At 59.8% G+C, this 16,189-nt stretch carries 16 protein-coding genes; 6 read left to right on the top strand and 10 right to left on the bottom strand.

Translation table 11 applies throughout. The features are described 5' to 3' along the window. The first annotated feature begins 43 nt into the window (after positions 1-43). Positions 44-664, top strand: a complete 621-nt coding sequence (locus JJE47_16410) for a hypothetical protein (protein ID MBK5269004.1) — start codon at positions 44-46, stop codon at positions 662-664. Here the strand turns inward: JJE47_16410 and JJE47_16415 are convergent. The 5 genes from JJE47_16415 to JJE47_16435 are packed head-to-tail and all read right to left on the bottom strand — an operon-like array spanning position 661 to position 6,389. Then, a complete protein-coding gene (locus JJE47_16415) occupies positions 661-1,404 on the bottom strand; it encodes a BtpA/SgcQ family protein (GenBank protein ID MBK5269005.1) in 744 nt (247 codons plus the stop codon). The genes JJE47_16410 and JJE47_16415 overlap by 4 nt on opposite strands. A 20-nt stretch (positions 1,405-1,424) precedes the next feature. Beyond that, positions 1,425-2,171 carry a maleylpyruvate isomerase family mycothiol-dependent enzyme gene (locus tag JJE47_16420; protein MBK5269006.1) on the bottom strand — a complete coding sequence of 249 codons (747 nt, stop codon included), beginning with the start codon at positions 2,169-2,171 and terminating at the stop codon, positions 1,425-1,427. Positions 2,172-2,217: 46 nt separating this feature from the next. After that, positions 2,218-3,306: an LOG family protein gene (locus JJE47_16425; protein MBK5269007.1), complete on the bottom strand. Its 1,089-nt coding sequence runs from the start codon at positions 3,304-3,306 to the stop codon at positions 2,218-2,220. Positions 3,307-3,310: 4 nt separating this feature from the next. Then, a complete protein-coding gene (locus JJE47_16430) occupies positions 3,311-4,312 on the bottom strand; it encodes an AAA family ATPase (GenBank protein ID MBK5269008.1) in 1,002 nt (333 codons plus the stop codon). Beyond that, positions 4,305-6,389, bottom strand: coding sequence for a hypothetical protein (locus JJE47_16435; protein ID MBK5269009.1), 2,085 nt, complete (start codon positions 6,387-6,389; stop codon positions 4,305-4,307). Before JJE47_16435 ends, JJE47_16430 begins: the two co-directional genes overlap by 8 nt. Positions 6,390-6,596: 207 nt before the next feature. Here JJE47_16435 and JJE47_16440 point away from each other — a divergent pair, with 207 nt between their 5' ends. Together JJE47_16440 and JJE47_16445 are read left to right on the top strand one after the other, a co-directional pair. Continuing rightward, positions 6,597-7,847: an insulinase family protein gene (locus JJE47_16440; protein ID MBK5269010.1), complete on the top strand. Its 1,251-nt coding sequence runs from the start codon at positions 6,597-6,599 to the stop codon at positions 7,845-7,847. After that, positions 7,847-8,599 (top strand): 4-hydroxy-tetrahydrodipicolinate reductase, encoded by a 753-nt coding sequence (locus tag JJE47_16445; protein ID MBK5269011.1) that lies wholly within the window; start codon positions 7,847-7,849, stop codon positions 8,597-8,599. The genes JJE47_16440 and JJE47_16445 overlap by 1 nt, the downstream gene beginning before the upstream one ends. A gap of 2 nt (positions 8,600-8,601) precedes the next feature. On the opposite strand, the gene JJE47_16450 is transcribed toward JJE47_16445, so the two are convergent. From JJE47_16450 to trxA, 5 genes are all read right to left on the bottom strand, one after another. After that, positions 8,602-8,871, bottom strand: coding sequence for a hypothetical protein (locus JJE47_16450; protein ID MBK5269012.1), 270 nt, complete (start codon positions 8,869-8,871; stop codon positions 8,602-8,604). A 91-nt stretch (positions 8,872-8,962) separates the two neighbouring features. Continuing rightward, a complete protein-coding gene (locus tag JJE47_16455; protein MBK5269013.1) occupies positions 8,963-9,682 on the bottom strand; it encodes a DUF4339 domain-containing protein in 720 nt (239 codons plus the stop codon). Between the two features lie 41 nt (positions 9,683-9,723). Next, on the bottom strand, positions 9,724-10,455 hold the full coding sequence (locus JJE47_16460) for a peptidylprolyl isomerase (GenBank protein MBK5269014.1): 732 nt from the start codon (positions 10,453-10,455) through the stop codon (positions 9,724-9,726). Next, entirely contained in the window at positions 10,455-10,964 is a 510-nt protein-coding gene (locus JJE47_16465; protein MBK5269015.1) for a peptidylprolyl isomerase, read from the bottom strand. Before JJE47_16465 ends, JJE47_16460 begins: the two co-directional genes overlap by 1 nt. An 84-nt stretch (positions 10,965-11,048) precedes the next feature. Next, on the bottom strand, positions 11,049-11,879 hold the full coding sequence (gene trxA, locus JJE47_16470; protein MBK5269016.1) for a thioredoxin: 831 nt from the start codon (positions 11,877-11,879) through the stop codon (positions 11,049-11,051). A 97-nt stretch (positions 11,880-11,976) separates the two neighbouring features. Between trxA and dapA the strand changes: the two genes are divergently transcribed. The 3 genes from dapA to JJE47_16485 all read left to right on the top strand — a co-directional run. Continuing rightward, on the top strand, positions 11,977-12,861 hold the full coding sequence (dapA, locus tag JJE47_16475) for a 4-hydroxy-tetrahydrodipicolinate synthase (protein MBK5269017.1): 885 nt from the start codon (positions 11,977-11,979) through the stop codon (positions 12,859-12,861). Further along, positions 12,858-14,486 carry a ribonuclease J gene (locus tag JJE47_16480; protein MBK5269018.1) on the top strand — a complete coding sequence of 543 codons (1,629 nt, stop codon included), beginning with the start codon at positions 12,858-12,860 and terminating at the stop codon, positions 14,484-14,486. The genes dapA and JJE47_16480 overlap by 4 nt, the downstream gene beginning before the upstream one ends. A gap of 95 nt (positions 14,487-14,581) precedes the next feature. Then, the coding region (locus tag JJE47_16485; protein ID MBK5269019.1) for a DNA translocase FtsK 4TM domain-containing protein at positions 14,582-16,189 on the top strand (1,608 nt) is incomplete at its 3' end.

Genomic DNA, 16,189 nt, shown 5'->3' on the forward strand with positions numbered 1-16,189 from the left:
AAGGATCCGCCGGGTTGGCGACCGGGACGACCACAATGGCCGCATGGATATTGCAGTTAATCTCGTCGAGTCCTACCTGCGTCTCAATGGGTATCTCACGTTGAGCGAAATGGAAGTCCAGAAAAAGACGCAATCCGGACTGTATGAAACGCTCACCGACGTCGATATCGTCGCTCTGCGGTTCCCCGGGCAGATCTTTGCCGCCGATCCTCACGACGAAGACGACTGTCGCATGCTGCTCATCAACGATGACGTCCTCGAACTCGTACCTGAGACCATCGATGTCATAGTCGGTGAAGTCAAACAAGGTGAAGCCGTGTTCAATCCTGGTCTCACCCGCCACGAGGTGCTTCACACGGTGTTGCATCGGGTCGAATGGATCTATGCCGCCGAGCTCGACGAGGTGATCGGTCAGGTGACCGAATCCGGCGTTTCGATGGTGGCGGCCCGGTCCGGTGGGCTCGTCCGTACGCGGTTGGTGGCGTTTGGAAGGGCAGATGCTTCGAACCTCAATGCGGTTTCGTTATCGCACATCGTGGAGGCCATGGTTCGGTTCATGGACGAATTCGACGATGTCTTGCGTCCGGCCCAGTTCAAAGAGCCGGCCCAGGCGTTCCTTCGACTGCTCGCCAAGACAGGATTCAGCGTGACCAAGGAGGGTTAGCGGGCTGCGGCCACGAACGCCCTGGCCAAACCGGCGTCAACCGGCCCGGTGACGGGACCCATTTTCAAGGCGGAGCCCACGATGAAACCGGTGGCCCACGGTGTGAGCTCGGCAACCGAATCTGGCGTGGCTCCCGAGCCTATGAAGATAGGCGCATCGGGGATCGCCACCCGAACCCGCTGCAAATCTTTCGGGTCGGTGGCCGACCCGGTGCCGGTCCCCGATACCACGACCCCGTCAGCTCCTGAGCGCTCCCACAGGTCGATGGCGGCTTGCTCGAGCGTCAGACCTTCCGGGGGGACGGCATGTTTGACATAGACGTCCGCCAGAACGGCGATCTGTGGGCACAGTTGGGCTCGTAAACGTCCGATCTCGGCCGCCCGGCCTTCGATGATCCCCTGATCGGTGAACATCATGCTCGAGAGCACATTCACCCGGACAAAGTTCGCACCCGTGACTGCCGCGATCGCCAGCGCTGCCAGGCCATCGTTACGCAGCACGTTGACGCCGATAGGAAGATCGACCACCCGCCGGACTGCGTCAACCGCGCTGGTCATCGCCGCCACGGTTGTGGCCGGAACATTGTCCTTGAAAAAGGGAGCGTCGCCGAAGTTTTCGACCATGACCCCGCCAAAACCGGATTCGGCGAGAACCACGGCGTCAGCTTGTGCCTGGGCTACGACAGACGCCATATCACCACCGAATGATGGAGACCCCGGGAGTGGTCGCAGATGGACCATCCCGATCAGCCGGGGGAACGTCACAGTTGGACGTTGACGAGCTCAAGAGCCGTGGCGGCCATGTCGCCTTCGGTCTTGATCGTGGGAGCATCTTCGGGCTGGATGAATCCGACGGCGATCCTGCACCAGTCGGAGGCCTGGCCGCGGATTACCTGGTCCGAGTCGCGTGGCCCCAGGACCCACTTGGAGTATTTCGGGCCCATGACTTCGAGCCTGACCGTCCCGTCATATTCGACGCCGGCCTTACGAAAAGCGTATGGGAGACTCGCCAGGGCGAACCAGGCGACATGTCGGAGTCGCAGAGTGTCCTCCATCTCTTCCTCCGCACCGATGGTTTCGTCGATCTCAAGTGCGAACGACCAGGCCTCAACAAGTTTGGCGGTGGCAAACGTCCGGGCGCTCATGGTCCCGTTGAACGTTGGCACTCGAACGGAGGGGTTGGCTCGGAAGAGTTCCTCGATGACTTTCGCCCGAGCTCCTCGCCACACCTCGATGATGTCCTGGGAGCGCATTCCGTCTCCCACCCTGATCGCCTTCTTGCGGACGCCTTCAATCCCGCCGAGGGTTTCGAAGTCGACGAGCTGAGAGCCTCCTTCGGCCAGGGCGTTGTACGCGTACCGTTCGGATTCGGAGAGGTAGCTGACCAATTCATGGATGGTCCATCCATTACGGATCTTCTTTTTGTGCCAGTCGCGCGGATTGATCCGCTGTAACAGCTGATCAAGTGCCTGTTCTTCGGCCACCAGGTCGGAAAGTATTTCTCTCAAAGCAGGAATATGGTAGCTGGATTGGCTGCGGCCCGTTGGAAGATGGTCACCACGGTCGGTCCTGCTGTTCGTCAGTGAAGGGTGTGCCGGGGTGGATGATCGCGGGAGTCGCCACCCAGTCATTGACGGTATTGACCAGCGAGCGAAGCCGCCCGTAGTGGCGGCGATCAAAGTGAAGCTGAAGTCGGCTGGCTGATACATCATCGTTGTCCCGCAGCTCTGCGCTGCTCGGCTCGACGGTCTCGATTTTGCCCGACACGAGGATGTCCGAGAATCGGTCGTTGAGATCTGAAAGCTGGTCCCTGGTCGGGCCGTGGGTGATCCGCAACATCAGTTTGCCGTCCACATATCGCTGGGATCGATAGTTTGCGTAGAAGTGACAGATCTCGTCGGCCGCCGTCGTCGGATCGGTGGTGATGAGGTACAGATTCTGGTCGTCGGGCGAGATCAGTTCAGAAGCCACCAACTCATCGACGACGAATTCGTTCCATTTGGCCCAATAGTTGGATTCGCCAGAACTGACCATCACAATCGGATACAGATCAGCCTTGCCGGTCTGGATGAGCGTGAGCAACTCAAAGGCTTCGTCCATCGTGCCGAACCCTCCGGGAAAGAGGGCGAAAGCGGAAGATTCCTTGACGAATCCGAGTTTTCTGGTGAAGAAGTACTTGAAGTTGATGAGCCGATCCGGCGACACGAACGGATTGGCTTCCGACTCGAAAGGAAGTCGAATATTGACGCCATACGATGCGTCCATCCCGGCCCCTTCATTACCTGCTTCCATGATGCCAGGGCCGGCCCCGGTGATGACAGCCCAACTGCGAGCCACCATGATCTCGGCAAACTGTTTCGCCAATTGGTATTCGATCGTGGTGCTCGCGGTGCGAGCCGACCCATACATGGTCACCTTGGGCCGGTCGCGATCACGCGAAAAGACGAGCATGGAATAGCGCATCTCTTTCAGAGCCGTGTTTACGAGTTTCAGGTCACCACGTGTGGCGCCGTCCCGATAGAGCTTGAGGGCCGTGGTGATGATCTCGGCAGTGATGTCCTGGTTGGGATTCTCCCCGGCCTGGGCGACAAGAGCCACGACGGCCGCGTCGATGGCCTCGTTCCCGGTGTCGTATTTGCGCATCGCCCTACGCTCGCCCGGTATACGGTTTTTCCGATGGGCCCTTGCGCACCACGGCATTCCATACGGTCTCGTAGTGATCCTGGTCGTATTCATCAACATGGGGTAGGACGAACTCTTCCCAGGCGCGTCGCAGCGGGTCGTCCGAGTCCGAAAACATTTGTAGGCCGGTCGGGAGCCGGTCGAGGGTGCCTCGCAAACTCATCGGGGTCTCAACCCTGGTTCCGGCGTCGGTCTGTTCGAATGACTCGTTGATTTCGCTGGCGAGGCGGGCGATTGCTTCGACGAACGGATCGGCCAGGGTCGGATAGCGCATGGTGATCATCGTCCGAAGCTGCTCGGCGTTCGGGAACCGCTTATGCCAGATAACCCATCGGTCGGCGAACGCCTTGTTGAGCGTCTGGGTACCGGCGTAGTCCCGCAGGTCGGTCGGGTTCATCGTTCCGAAAAGGCGGACGTCGTCGCGTAGCTCGACATTTTCACCGTTCGGTAGGTCGATCGCCTGATAACGATCGAGGAGGCCGTGCAGCGCAAAGAGCGTCTCGGCTCCGGCGGCGTTGAGCTCGGAGAGGTTGACGAGAGCAGGTCCGCGCAGCGCCCGGGTGATGTCCCCGTCCTCCCAGCGGGATTCCGTTCCGCCTTTTCCATCACCGTGAAGTTTCGTCGAGCCGATCAGCGTTATGTCACGAACTTCGCCGGTGAGTGGAATGCGGTAGTACGGAAGCTCGATCAGGGCTGCGAACTGCTCGATGTCGTGATCTTTACCCGTACCCATATGGCCACGTACTGCGACATGGAGCGGGACGAAGGAGTCGGAACTTTCCCGACGGACCTTCTCGACCTGCGCAAACCGGTAGAGCATGCCGAGGTCCACATAATGTGGGTCAGGATCCGGGACCTTCTTGATACGGTGCTCGTAATCGGGGATTGACTTCGGCACCGTGAAGGTGGCGAGCTCGATTGGTGAGCCCTCTCCGGTGGGATCTTTGAATATGACCGTTTTAGACATGAGTCGTCTCCTTCCAATGGAAGTCGGACGAGAATGTCCGACTTGAAAAACCTTCTGCGTGGAGGGTCCGTCGCAGCGAACCCTTCACGCCTTCGATAACCGAGCGGGCCAACGTTTCGGGCCGTTCGACGATTTGGTACCGGGAGTAAACCGTCTCGACGGTGTCCTCACCAATTCCGATACCCAACACGATGGTCCCGTTGGCTTCCGCCCTTGCCACGGCGGCTTGAAGCTCATGGCTTGAGCCCCGGGTCATCCCATCGGCGAGGACCACCAGAACTCGCACAGTCGCTCCCAGGCGGGCCATGCGCTCGGCGGCGTGAGTCACGTTGAACTCGTCAACGTTGGCGCCTTTGGAGAACATCGAGATCGGGGGAGATTGGCGGGGTTCGCGGCGAGCATATTCGGCTGCGGTCCTGGCATCGGCGGCTGAGAAAAACAGGCCGGCCATCACATCGCTTACTGATCGCCAGCGCTGTTGGAACGACTTGATCATGTAATGGTTGACGGTCGAGGCGAGTCGGTCGGCATTGGAACCCTGCGTCCGGCGCAGCCCGCTGGTCGTCCGTGTCGAGCGGCGAGAATACTCCCATTCGGTGTCCAAGGGCTCTGCCGCAAACGAGCGGTTGAATAAGGCCACCTCGAAGTCGATCTGTAGCTCGTCACACAGATGGGCTAGCGACCAGGCGCCCAGGGTGGCGGCCGCCAGGCCCCATGGCGATTTGCGACTCGTACCATCAATCGATCGTGGTTGGAGCATCGACGCCGAGCCATCGATGAGCAAGCTCACGGCGTATGACCTCCGGGTGCGCCGGGCCCGGCGCTCGTACATTCGCTCGTAGAGGCCGCCGGCGAGCAGGAGCGGGGCGTGCGGTGACAGATCTCCCGCATCGAAGCCTGATTGCAGGCCGCGCCTCTGATTTGCCGCGAATAGCGGAAACAGCTCTCCAGAAATCCGGCCCTGGGCCATGTTCCATCGCCGGGTAGCTTCCTTGAGGCTCTCACGCCCCTGTGGGCTCCACTGCCGAAACCGTTCGGGGAATGGGGCAACGATGAGCTTGCCCGCTTGACCCGAAGGCAGATACACGGTCGGCGCCTGAGAAACCTTGAGGATCTGGTCGGTTGATTCCTGACTGGCGACCTCCGACGGCGCCCGCCGCATGGATTCACCAGCCCGGGCATCAGACGCCTTACGCGTCCTTTCGTACGTTTCGCTGTCCTGGAGAATTGGCGTGAGCAATCGGACTTCGTCGACGCCTTCGGCGATCGAGGATTCGTCCTCGTCCTGGCGGGTCTTCTTCTGCCCGGCAGTCTCCGTTGCCGAAGACGGTGTCACGATCTTGTGGAGTTTGGCGACGTTGAGGAGCTGCAAGGCGAGGGTTCCGATTTCCCATGGGTCGGTACTTTCTGCGGCCGCTTCGATGAAGGGAGTTGCGTCGGCGAGGGCCACCGCCACTCGGCCGTCCGTCTTTTTCTCAAGGTAGTCGCGGTCAACATGTCCACCGAGCAGCATGAAACAGGCGATCCCGAACTGGGCGAGCGGTTTGGACCCAGCGAGGGCCTGGCTGAGGGCGGCTACGTACATATCGGTGAGAACCGATCGGGCGCCCGGATAGACATTGAGTCCCTGGCGTTCCTGGCGGGCGTCTTCCAGGGCGAAGAACAGTGCCTCGGCGGCGCCGCCACCCGCTCTCCCGAGCGCATCGAGCAGGTCGAACTCGCCGTCAGGAATCTCGTCGTTCTCCGCGAACCATTGGCGCGGGAGCGGGCGCCGTTCGTCAAGGTTGGTCGACACCAGATGGACGACTTCATGTAGGGCCGATGCCAGCGCAACCTCTTCGGGCGTGACCGGGGCACGCCGTGAGTAGGCCGCCTGGAAGATTCCCGGGTTCACGACGATCTCGTTTGGTGAGCTCTTGGCCTCTGACCCCAGCCGCACCCGGAGCTCCTGGTTGCCACATAGCGTCCTGGCAAACCGGGTCACGGCCGGTGCCACCCGTTGGTAGCGTTCGACCACCTTTTCGATGGCCCGTTCCTCCGGAGGAAGTATCTCGGTAAGCATGGATCGGTCGCGCATTAGTCGCCCATTGTCTCATGCGCGTCAAATTGAATCGGTCGCTTTCACAATCAACCGTTTTCGGGCCACTACCCGCGCCGAGCGTACATCCAACCTGGCTATCCCGGACCGTTTGTACCATCGATCGAGCGGGTCGGCCAGACGGGAGGCATAGGTCCCGATCGGTGGTGGACGCTGAGGTGAACAGTGCCTCTATCATGGCGAGCCATGTATTACGACCTTACGACGCTCCCGAATGGTCTGCGCGTCATCACCGAGACCATGCCCGGCATTCGATCCGTTGCCGTAGGTGCCTGGGTTGACACGGGCACGCGGGACGAGTTGCCCAACGAAGCCGGTGCTTCTCACTTTCTCGAACACCTCCTGTTCAAAGGATCCGAACGGGTCTCTGCGATCGAACTTTCCCGCTCCTTTGATCGAATGGGTGCCGAGTCAAATGCGTTTACGTCCAAGGAGTACACGTGTTTTTGGGCGCGACTCCTTGATGATGACCTTGATGACGGCATGGAGCTATTGGGGGAGATGCTTCAACAGCCGGCCTTCCGAGCCGATGAGATCGACTCTGAACGCCATGTCGTGATCGAAGAGATCAACATGTCAGAAGACGACGCTCAAGATGCGGTCTTTGAGCGTTTCACCGAGGCAGCTTTTGCCGGGCACGTTTTGGATATGCCGATCCTCGGGAGTCGCGAGTCGATTCTCGGCATGACTCGTGATGACATTGTCGGCTATTGGAAACGCCGGTATGGAGCCGGCTCGACGGTATTCGCCATCGCCGGTGCGGTGGAGCACGAACAGGCCGTTGAGCTCGTCAGTCGACATTTTGGCGAATGGAGCGGGGCGGCGGTTCCGCACGAGTTCGCCGAGCACAAATGGGATTCGGCCCTAAAAATCGAGGTCAAAGATACCGAACAGGCCAATCTGGTCATGGGCGGTAAGGGATTGGAGCGCGGAGACGACCGCCGGTTTGCCTTTGACGTCCTGCACCACATTCTCGGTGGTGGGATGTCGTCACGGCTATTCCAGACGATTCGCGAGGAACGGGGCCTGGCCTATTCGGTGTACAGCTTTGCCCTGCCGTTTGCGGATGCGGGCGCCTGGGGCGTGTATGTCGGAACGACCCCGGACCAAACCGAGACGGTTATGGACCTTGTCAACGTCGAACTGGAGAAGATGATGGCTGTAGGAATTACCGCCGAGGAACTCGACCGGGCCAAGTCGAACATGCGGGGAGCGATGGCTCTCGGGTTCGAAGACGCCAATTCCCGGATGGTGCGGCTCGGTAAGCGGGAATTGACCGGCCAGGAACACATCTCGATCTCCGAGCATATTGCCCGGGTCGAAGCGGTCACCGGTCAGGACGTGCTCGATGTTGCGCAGTCGGTTCTTGGTGGCCCCCGGGTTATCGGGGCAGTAGGCCCGTTCGAAGAATCCAATCTTAGGAAATATCTGACATGATGCGGGTGGCGGTATCTGGTGCTCACGGGCGGATGGGGCAGCTCGCCTGCTCGGTCATCGAGGCCGCCCCCGATCTTCTACTTGGCCCGTTGTATGCTCCCGGCCACGGAGGAGAGAAGCTATTTGATCAAGCTCTGATCGAAGATCCGGCTCGCGTCGCCGACGCCGATGTTGTTGTCGAATTTTCGACCCCCGGTTCGGTGATGGGCAACCTGGCCCTGTGGCACGACATGGGCGTTCACGCGGTGGTAGGCACCTCCGGGTTTGATGAGGAGCGGGTTGAAGAGGTAGTCGGGATGTGGATTGACGCAACCTCCCGCTGTCTTATCGTTCCGAATTTCGCCATCGGAGCCATCCTCATGATGCGGTTCTCCGAAATGGCGGCTCCCTACTTTCCCGTTGCGGAGATCATTGAACTGCATCACGATCACAAGGTGGATGCGCCGTCTGGTACGGCTCTCAGTACCGCCGCTCGGATTGGCGCTGCTCAGCCCGACCAGCGGCGGGCGGGAGTCTCCCAGACAGCCAGTGGTGCCCTCGGCGTCGATGTGGATGGCGTACGAATCCATTCCGTACGGCTTCCCGGCCTCGTGGCCAACCAGGAAGTTATCTTTGGGGGAGCCGGGCAAACGTTGACGATTCGCCATGATACGACTGACCGGTCAGCCTTCGGCCAGGGTATCGAGTTGGCGATTCGCCGGGTCGGCGGTCTTTCCGATCCCGTCACCTTGGGCCTCGACGCGCTTCTATGAACTCAGAGAATTGACCCGGTCGGTTCGACAAACTGGCTGAGTGTGAACCCGTAGATGAGGGCGGCGGTCAAAACGATGAGAACGGCCCGGAGGTAGCGGCTCGGGGGCACCCGGGTACCGACCATCCAGGCAGCCGATATCCACAGCAGTGCATCTAGCGGCCAGGCGAGCACGAGTTCGGACCCGAAGAGGGTGAACAGCCCTGAGGTCGGAAGGCCGGCGAAGTACAAGGCGAGATTGGTTGTGCCAATCCCGATCCAGGTCGCTCCCACGGCGAATCCCACAAAGGACAAGAGGACAGCTACCGCTGAACCGCAGCCTCCTGGCTCGTTAGTAGCTTCGCTTGGTTCTGGAGCTAGTGGCTCAGAAATTCGAAAAGTCCGACAGCGAAACGCCGATGGCGATGAAGACGATGGCGCTTATGAGAATGCTCAGTGCCGTCATGATTGTGATGATGGCGAAATAGGTGTTCAGATTGCTCGCCGCCTTCTCGAGTGACTCGAGCGACCCGGTTCGTCGAGCGTTCTCAAGCGATGTGTTGGCTTTGAAAAGCATGACGGCCATCCAAATCACTACGACGGCGAAGGGGATTGTGACAATCCCGAGCACGAGCAGTAGGCCCGACAGGCCAGTCACGATGCCGTTGATCACCAGCCAAAGCGGTTTGGGCATTTTGGCTGCCACTCGTTGCACGGTGCCGAGATCGGAGCCGGTCGCTGAAGATGAGACTATGGATGTCGTCGACGGTGTCTCCGGATCTGGCGACCAGCGGGCAGTCGGTGTGGAAACAGTTGGCTGATCGATCGAGCTTAGGCTTTCGAGGTCTGCAGGGTCGGCCAGGGTTGACGGGGTGGAAAAAGTCGATTCTGCCACCGTATCGCTCGCCGCGTCTGACGGCGGTATGCCGGTATCGTGCGGAACTGAAAACAGCTCGGAGCTGGCTATGGTCGCCCAGTCAGCCATTCCCGTCGTCCAGTAGTACTCGGTCCCCTTCACCTGACCGGACGTCACGAGGTCCTGTAACTCGACGAGGTCAATCGGCCCGTGTCGGTCTTTTCCCTGTGTGTGGTAGTACTCAGCCATGGGCACAGGTTACGCGTTCAAGCGAGCAAGAACACGCATTGTTACGGGCCGGTGACCGATATCGATCCAATGACCACATCCGTCGTTGGCCGATCGCCCGCTCCGGTGGGGATGGCGGCAATGGCGTCTACGACCTCCATACCGGCGGTTACCTCACCAAAAATGGTGTACGAATAGGGGAGACCATAATCCTCTTGCATAATGAAGAATTGGCTCCCGTTGGTGTTTGGCCCCGAGTTGGCCATGGCCACAATTCCCCGGTTGTACGCTCGGGGAGTGGTTAGCTCATCGGCGAACGAGTATCCCGGTCCGCCTCTCCCGGTCCCGGTTGGATCGCCGCCTTGGATCATGAAGCCTGGTATGACCCGGTGGAAAATCACCCCGTCGTAGTAACCCTGTTGTGCCAGAAACAGGAAGTTGTTGACGGTCTGGGGCGCCGAGTCTGCGAAAAAGTCGAGCACGATGTCGCCGAGATTGGTCGTGATGGTCGCCGTGTACTGTGCGGAGGGATCGATGGCGAGCGCCGGCGGGCTGTCATAGGACAACCGTTCCGCCTCCCGGATGGTTGCTGGGGAACGAGCCGGTACCGACGGCACCGTGGTGTCTGTCGAATCGGCTGGCACCGATGAACTCGTCGAAAACTCGTCAGCTGCCAAAGTGTTTGACGTCGACACACCGTCGGAGGCATAGCCTTCAACCGAGGTTGACGGGCCACACGCCGACACGAAAATGGTCAAGACCAGCGCGGTCAGGACCATGAATGTGGACCGCATTAGTTTTCGAGGATCTCCACTGCGGTGATCACACAATCCTGGTGCGGGCGGTCGCCTGGCCCCGTGGAGGTCGTAGCAATCGAGTCGACCGTGTCGAGCCCCTCAAGCACCTTCCCAAAGATTGTGTAGTCGTTGGGCAGCCCGGCATCTTTGTGGACGATGAAGAACTGGCTTCCGTTGGTGTTGGGTCCGGCATTGGCCATGGCCAGCGTACCCCGGCTGTACATGCCGCCTCCGTCGAGTTCGTCACGGAATTTGTATCCTGGCCCGCCGCGGCCGGTGCCAGTGGGGTCGCCACCCTGGATCATGAATGACTCGATGACGCGATGGAAAATCACCCCATCGTAGAAACCATCCCTGGCAAGGAAGATGAAGTTATTGACGGCCAGCGGGGCACTGATCGCGTCAAGTTCGATTGTGATATCACCGTGGCTGGTGGTCAGCTTGGCTGTGTATGACTTGTCGAGGTCAATCGTGAGTGCCGGAGCGGCATCGTACTGAGATGGCATGGTGGGAACCTTTTCATAGGGTTGACTGGTCGGTCGAATCCGAGTCCGGCACAATAGCCAAGCCGGGCGCGCTTTGGGAAACCCTCAGTAGAGGGCGTTGGCGAGTCGTTTGCGATAGATGCCGACGACCGGATGGTCGTTCCCGAGCATGTCGAAGATCTCGATCATCGCCATCCGGGCTGTGTCACTGTCGTCATCGCGTTTCTCGATCGCCTCCAGCAATTCGTCGAATGCAAGTTCGGGTTCGCCTGCCCCGGCTAGAGCTTTTGCGTACGAGACCAGGTTTTCGACTGTCGGATTCTCCGAAAACGCCACTCTGAACTCTTCCAGGTTGGCGCCCGCAGATGCCATTACGGCCAGAGCGCTGAGTCGTTTGGTCTCCTCGTCGGCTGGCAGCGTCGAGAGTACTTCGAGAGCTTCTTCCATACGGTCGGTGTCGATGTACAGCATCGCCAGAGTCTTGGCGGCGTCTTCGCTGGTTCGAAGCGTCAGGATGTTGCGGAGGGCGGCTTCGGCACCGGCGACATCGCCGGTATCGAGGAGGTCGAGGGCTGCTTCGACATCGGGATCAGTCAGCGGTCCCACAAACTGTTCGATGAATGATCGAAGTTCGGCCTCGGAAATGGCTCCGGAGAACTGCCCGACCGGTTTGCCGCCGACGAAAGCCACCACGGTGGGGATGCCTTGAACCTTCATTGATTGAGATAGCGCCTGGTTGGCGTCGACGTCGACCTTGGCCAACTCGAACGCTCCGCCATAGTCTGCGGCGGCGGCCTCGAGCAGCGGACTCAAGGTCTTGCAGGGTCCGCACCATTCCGCCCAAAAGTCGACAAGAACCGGAACCTGGGTCGAGCGATCGACCACTTCGGTCATGAATTGCGCCTCAGAGACATCTTTTACATAAGGATTTGGCATGGGGAAATCCTAGTTGCGGTTTGCGGGTTAGAACCCGCATGAAGTTCGAGCCAATGCGTGTAACCTCATACCAATGCCAACCGGTACCGGAACATCGATGCAAGCCCCGTTTGGAGCGGTCGTCACTGCGATGATTACTCCATTCGATTCTGACGGTTCGGTGCAGTACGACCAGTTCCATCGGTTGTGCCGATTTCTCATATCGCACGGTTCCGATGCCCTCTTGGTGACCGGTACAACCGGAGAATCGCCCACCCTCACCTCATCGGAAAAACTGGCGTTGTATGCCGCGGCCGTTGAGGCCGTCGATGGCAAGGCCCCTGTGATAGCGGGAACGGGGACGTATGACACCCGCGCTTCGGTCGAGGCATCGAAGGCGGCTGCTGATCTGGGCGTCGACGGTCTATTGGCGGTTACTCCCTACTATTCGAAGCCGAGCCAGCGGATGCTCATCGCCCACTTCACTGCCATTGCCGATGCCACCGACCTGCCGGTGCTTATCTACAACATTCCGGGTCGTACGGCGAGGCTCATCGAGATTCCAACTCTCGTCGAACTTGCCCAACATCCTCGAATTATCGGCACCAAGGATGCCGTCGGGGACGTGGGATTTTCCTCACGAACCAGACAGCAGGTTCCAGAGGACTTTGCGATTTACTCAGGAGATGATTCGATGACACTGCCCATAATGTCGGTGGGAGGGTGTGGAGTCGTCTCGGTGGCAAGCCACCTGGTCGGGCCCCAGATCAAAGCAATGGTGACGGCGGCAGGTTCAGGCGATCTGGCTGAGGCAACCCGGCTTCACGATGCACTGATGCCGACGTTCGAAGGTTGTTTTTTGGAGCCGAATCCGGTACCTCTCAAGGGCGCCATGTCGGCCCTGTGGGAGCCGATGGGTCCGCCCCGTCTTCCGTTGCTTCCAGCGCTTGCGGGGACGACTGCCACGTTGGTTGCCGCTGTGGGAAAGGTGCAATCTCTGTGAGCGTCAAGATCACATTCCTCGGGGGGTTGGGCGAGATTGGTCGCAACTGTGCCGCCATCGAACATGATGGGAAGATCGCCCTCGTTGACTGTGGGCTCATGTTCCCCGAAGCGGACATGCTCGGTGTTGACCTGGTTTTTCCGAACTGGGAATGGCTCATCGAGCGAAAGACAGACGTCGAATGCGTCATCGTCACCCACGGACACGAGGACCACGTCGGAGCCCTCGCCTACTTTCTTCAGGAGTTCCCGGGTCTACCCGTGTATGGCACCGAGCTATCGGTGGCACTGGCGAGAGGCCGGGTCGACGAAATAGGCGTCGAGGCCGATTTCATCGGTTGTGAGGACAACCGATGGGTTGAGCACGGGCCGTTTGGCTTCATGTTTGTTCCGGTCTCGCATTCCATTCCCCAAGGGGCCGGGATTGTATTTGACACGCCGGAAGGTTTCGTCATTCATTCGGGTGACTTCAAGCTTGACCCCACCCCGGTCGATGGCCGCCCAACGGATCTTCAACAGTTTGCCCACTTCGGACGCGAGGGTGTTCGTTTGTTGATGGCCGACTCCACCAATGCCGAAATCCCTGGTTTTGTCCCTTCCGAGACGTCACTGGCGTCAGAGATCGGCGAGATCGTCAGTCACGCCGAAGGTCGAGTCGTCGCGGCCTGCTTCGCTTCGCACGTCCATCGGGTGCAGCAGATTGCCAATGCCGGGATTGCCGCCGGTCGCAAAGTGGCATTTGCCGGTAGGTCGATGCACCGGGTCTCGGCGGTCGGAACGGAGCTGGGAGTCCTCGATATTCCCGCCGAGAACATCATGGACATCCAGGACCTAATGAAACTTCCCCCCCACGAGCAGCTGCTCATCACGACCGGTAGTCAGGGTGAGCCATTCGCGGCCCTGTCGCTCATGGCCGCCGGGCGTCACAAGTGGGTCACTCTTGAACCGGAAGATACCGTTCTCATTTCGGCCACACCGATTCCTGGGAACGAAGCAGCTGTCTCGAAAGTCATCAGCAAGCTGAACCGGACGGGTGCGCGGGTGTATCACGGTCGCAACGCCAAGGTGCATGTTTCCGGGCATGCCGCCCGCGACGAATTGACCACATTTCTCAATGTCATTCGTCCTAAGAGCTTTGTCCCTGTTCATGGTGAGTACCGCCATTTGCGCGCCCATGCCGAACTGGCCGAACAGATGAAGGTGCCTGATGTCCACATTCTTGAGGATGGGGACGTGATCGAGATCGTCGGAGACAAAACCATCGTGTCTCGTCGGGCGGTCGATGCCAGCTATGTCTACTTTGACGGTACGGGAGACGTGAACAATTCGGTGCTGCGGGCCCGCGGGCATCTCTCCGATGATGGAGTGGTCGTGGTCACGGTCGGGGTGCAGCGATCAGACAGCAGTGTCATTCTTGGACCCGATATCGATTCGCATGGGTTTGCCGATGACCCTCGCCCGATCCTCGCCAAAGCGGCCGAGGCGGTTCGAGCGGCGGTTTCCGAGTTGAGCCCTCAGTCGGAGCTTGGTCAGTATCAAAAGGCGGTCCGTTTGGCTGCCCAGCAGGTGATCAGGGCCGAGACGAGTCGCAAGCCAGTGGTCATCCCGGTTGTCCTCGAGGTATAGGTCCGGTTGGGCGCTCGCCTGATTCGCGCGCTCCGCGCGATTGATCGCGCGGAGGTGGTTGGTGCAGGGGCCATAACCGTGTATCGTGAAAACCAATGGCAAAGAAGACACCCACCCGTCCAGGGGCTAACGGTCGGAAACGGGTGTCTCCCACCACGAACAAACGAAAAACTCCGGTCAAGAACAGGACCACGCTGGCTTCCCTGTTCGAGTCGCTTAGGCGTCGGCTGGGGTCCCAAACCGACGATGTCTGGGGCGTAGCCCTGGTCGTTTTGGCCATGCTCATCGGCCTGGCCTTCTTCGGGAATGCCGGACCGTTTGGTTCATGGATCACCGCCGGACTGACGTTCTCGTTCGGTCTGTGGGCGTATCTGATACCGGTACTTTTCACAACGGTAGGCGTGATTCTCATTGTCGGCAATCCTCGCACCGACTACCCGAAGATCGGTATTGGCACCACGGTGTCCTATCTCGGGGCGTTGTCACTGTTCCACCTTCTCACCGGAGCTGTGGAACTATTCGGCAACGCCGAGCTCATTCGAGCGCGGGGCGGGGCCATCGGTTCGCTCGTTTCCTTTCCGATGAGCCGGGTCATCGGATTCTGGGGCGCCTTCGTCGTGTTATCCGCTCTGACATCGATGGGTATTCTTCTCGCCACCAGAACGAGTGTTCGCGAACTGTTCCTTGGCTTCAGGGCCGTCGGCAAGCGGCTCAAGACCTGGGCTGGTGGCCTCAGGATTGATCTACCAGACAAGGCCCCCGCCCAACGACCCCGTCACGTGGCGAGCAAAGCGCCTTCGGCCCATCGACCCAAGTTGAAGAAGCCGGCGTCGGCGCCAGAAAAGTCGCGGCCCGAGCCGGTGAAGAAGGCCAAGAAAGAGGCGATTCCTGCGGTAAACCGGGTGGCAGACAAGGCCTACCAATTGCCTCCGATCGAACTGTTGCGAGAAAGCAAGGCGGAGAGCCATAATCGGCGGGCCCTCGAAGAAACTGCCGCCGACCTCGAAGAAACACTCCGCCAGCACGGGGTCGATGCCAAGTTGACCAAGATCGTCCCCGGACCGACGGTGACCCGGTACGAAATCGAGCTGGCTGCCGGCGTCAAGGTTTCGCGGGTAACGAACCTGGCGACCGACATTGCCTACGCGATGGCAACGCCCGACGTTCGGTTGCTTGCCCCGATTCCCGGCAAGTCCGCCATTGGGGTTGAGGTGCCGAATCGTAAGCGTCGCATGGTCACGCTTGGAGACATTCTGCGTACCCAGGAGGCTCACGACGAAACCCACCCGATGACAGTCGGGATCGGCATGGACATCAATAGTCGGGCCGCTCTCGTGAATCTGTCCGAGCTACCCCACGTTCTCATTGCAGGCGCTACCGGAGCCGGAAAGTCGTCTTGTATGAACTCGCTCATCACTTCGATCCTCATGCGAGCGCATCCCGACGAGGTCCGCATGATCATGGTGGATCCGAAACGAGTGGAGCTGGGCCAATACAACGGCGTCCCGCATCTGCTGACCCGGGTCATCACGAATCCCAAGAAGGCCAATGAGGTCCTCAAGTGGGCGGTTGACGAGATGGACCGTCGGTACGACCTTCTGGCCGACTCGGGAGTACGCGATATCGGCGGCTACCACGAGAAGTGGGATGCAGGCGGTATCGACGAGGAAGGGTTTGACCGATTCCCGTACCTCGTCATCCTC

It is taken from the genome of Acidimicrobiia bacterium (assembly GCA_016650365.1).
Lineage (GTDB): Bacteria > Actinomycetota > Acidimicrobiia > Spongiisociales > JAENVV01 > JAENVV01.

What these genes read in the sequence shown, in the direction of transcription:
- JJE47_16410 (MBK5269004.1), top strand. Translation starts at nt 44, where the DNA reads ATGGATATTGCAGTTAATCTCGTCGAGTCCTACCTGCGTCTCAATGGG.
- JJE47_16415 (MBK5269005.1), bottom strand. Translation starts at nt 1,404, where the DNA reads ATGGTCCATCTGCGACCACTCCCGGGGTCTCCATCATTCGGTGGTGAT.
- JJE47_16425 (MBK5269007.1), bottom strand. Translation starts at nt 3,306, where the DNA reads ATGCGCAAATACGACACCGGGAACGAGGCCATCGACGCGGCCGTCGTG.
- JJE47_16430 (MBK5269008.1), bottom strand. Translation starts at nt 4,312, where the DNA reads ATGTCTAAAACGGTCATATTCAAAGATCCCACCGGAGAGGGCTCACCA.
- JJE47_16435 (MBK5269009.1), bottom strand. Translation starts at nt 6,389, where the DNA reads ATGCGCGACCGATCCATGCTTACCGAGATACTTCCTCCGGAGGAACGG.
- JJE47_16440 (MBK5269010.1), top strand. Translation starts at nt 6,597, where the DNA reads ATGTATTACGACCTTACGACGCTCCCGAATGGTCTGCGCGTCATCACC.
- JJE47_16445 (MBK5269011.1), top strand. Translation starts at nt 7,847, where the DNA reads ATGCGGGTGGCGGTATCTGGTGCTCACGGGCGGATGGGGCAGCTCGCC.
- JJE47_16455 (MBK5269013.1), bottom strand. Translation starts at nt 9,682, where the DNA reads ATGGCTGAGTACTACCACACACAGGGAAAAGACCGACACGGGCCGATT.
- JJE47_16460 (MBK5269014.1), bottom strand. Translation starts at nt 10,455, where the DNA reads ATGCGGTCCACATTCATGGTCCTGACCGCGCTGGTCTTGACCATTTTC.
- JJE47_16465 (MBK5269015.1), bottom strand. Translation starts at nt 10,964, where the DNA reads ATGCCATCTCAGTACGATGCCGCTCCGGCACTCACGATTGACCTCGAC.
- trxA (MBK5269016.1), bottom strand. Translation starts at nt 11,879, where the DNA reads ATGCCAAATCCTTATGTAAAAGATGTCTCTGAGGCGCAATTCATGACC.
- dapA (MBK5269017.1), top strand. Translation starts at nt 11,977, where the DNA reads ATGCAAGCCCCGTTTGGAGCGGTCGTCACTGCGATGATTACTCCATTC.